1 protein-coding gene is annotated in these 1232 nt (G+C 61.7%); it reads right to left on the bottom strand.

Annotated elements, in window-relative coordinates; translation table 11 throughout:
- Positions 1 to 18 precede the first annotated feature (18 nt).
- Positions 19 to 1169 (bottom strand): IS3 family transposase gene (locus tag AAHK20_RS33420; protein ID WP_449185790.1). Its coding sequence is split into 2 segments (ribosomal slippage): positions 19 to 923 and positions 923 to 1169, totalling 1152 coding nucleotides; the frame shifts between segments, so codons are not numbered across the junction.
- Positions 1170 to 1232: the final 63 nt, after the last annotated feature.

Below are 1232 nucleotides of genomic sequence, written 5' to 3' on the forward strand. Positions count from 1 at the left end.
TGAATCGCCCCGGCTATCCTAGACACTCACGAGCCGTTGGGAATGGCGTTGTTCGAACTCTACCGGTGATAGTCCGTTGGCGCTCGAATGACGCCGTGTGGGGTTGTAGAACATCTCGATGTAGTTGAAGACGTCGGACTTGGCCTCGTGCCGGGTGGCATAGATTTGCCGACGCACTCGCTCGCGCTTGAGCAACTGGAAGAAGCTCTCAGCCACGGCATTGTCGTGGCAGTTGCCACGCCGGCTCATGCTGCACAGCAGGTTGTGCTCGCGCAGGAAGCTTTGCCAGGTGTGGCCGGTGAATTGGCACCCCTGATCCGAGTGAATCAGCACTTGCTGGCGCGGGCGGCGTCGCCATAGCGCCATCAGCAAGGCATCCAGCGCCAACCGGGTATCGATGCGCTGCCCCATGGACCAGCCTACGACCATGCGCGACCATAGATCGATGACCACGCTCAGGTACAGCCAGCCTTCGTGCGTGCGTATATAGGTGATGTCGGTCACCCAGGACTGGTTCGGGCCGTCGACCGTGAACCGCCGTTGCAGGTGATTGGGCGCGACCACCGCCGGCTTGCCGGCCTGCGCAGCCGCACGCCTGCGATAGCCCGATTGCGAACGCAGTCCCTCGGCCTTGAGCAGCCTCGCCACACGGTGCTTGCCGCAGCGTTCGCCCAAATCGCGCATGTCCAGGGTGAGCTTGCGATAGCCATAGACGCCGCCGCTCTCCAGCCAGGCCTGCTTGAGCAAGCCCAGCAGGCGTTGATCGTCCTTCGCGCGTGGGCTCAATGGTTGTGCGTGCCACGCGTAGTAACCACTGGGATGCACCGACATCGCCTTGCACAGACGGCGCACGCTGTATTGACCCGCGTGCGCCTTGATGAAGGCGTACCTCACCCGGACTGCTTGGCAAAGTACGCTGCGGCCTTTTTTAGGATGTCGCGCTCCTCGGTCACCCGTTTGAGCTCGGCCTTGAGCCTTCGCACCTCTTCGGATTGCGATACTTGCCCTTGGTGCTCTGCCACGGGTTGGCGCCGTTGTTTGATCCACTGGTACAAGCTGTGTTGGCTCACGCCCAACCGCTGCGCGACCTCGGCAACGCTGTGGCCTCTGTCCAAGACTTGACTGACCGCTTCGACCTTGAATTCCTCGGGGTATCTCTGTGCGCTCATCGCACCTCCTGTCTAACCTCTAGTTTGAGGCTTGCAGGTGTCTACTGGGGCCGGGGCGATTCA

This window comes from Trinickia camelliae (genome assembly GCF_053525655.1).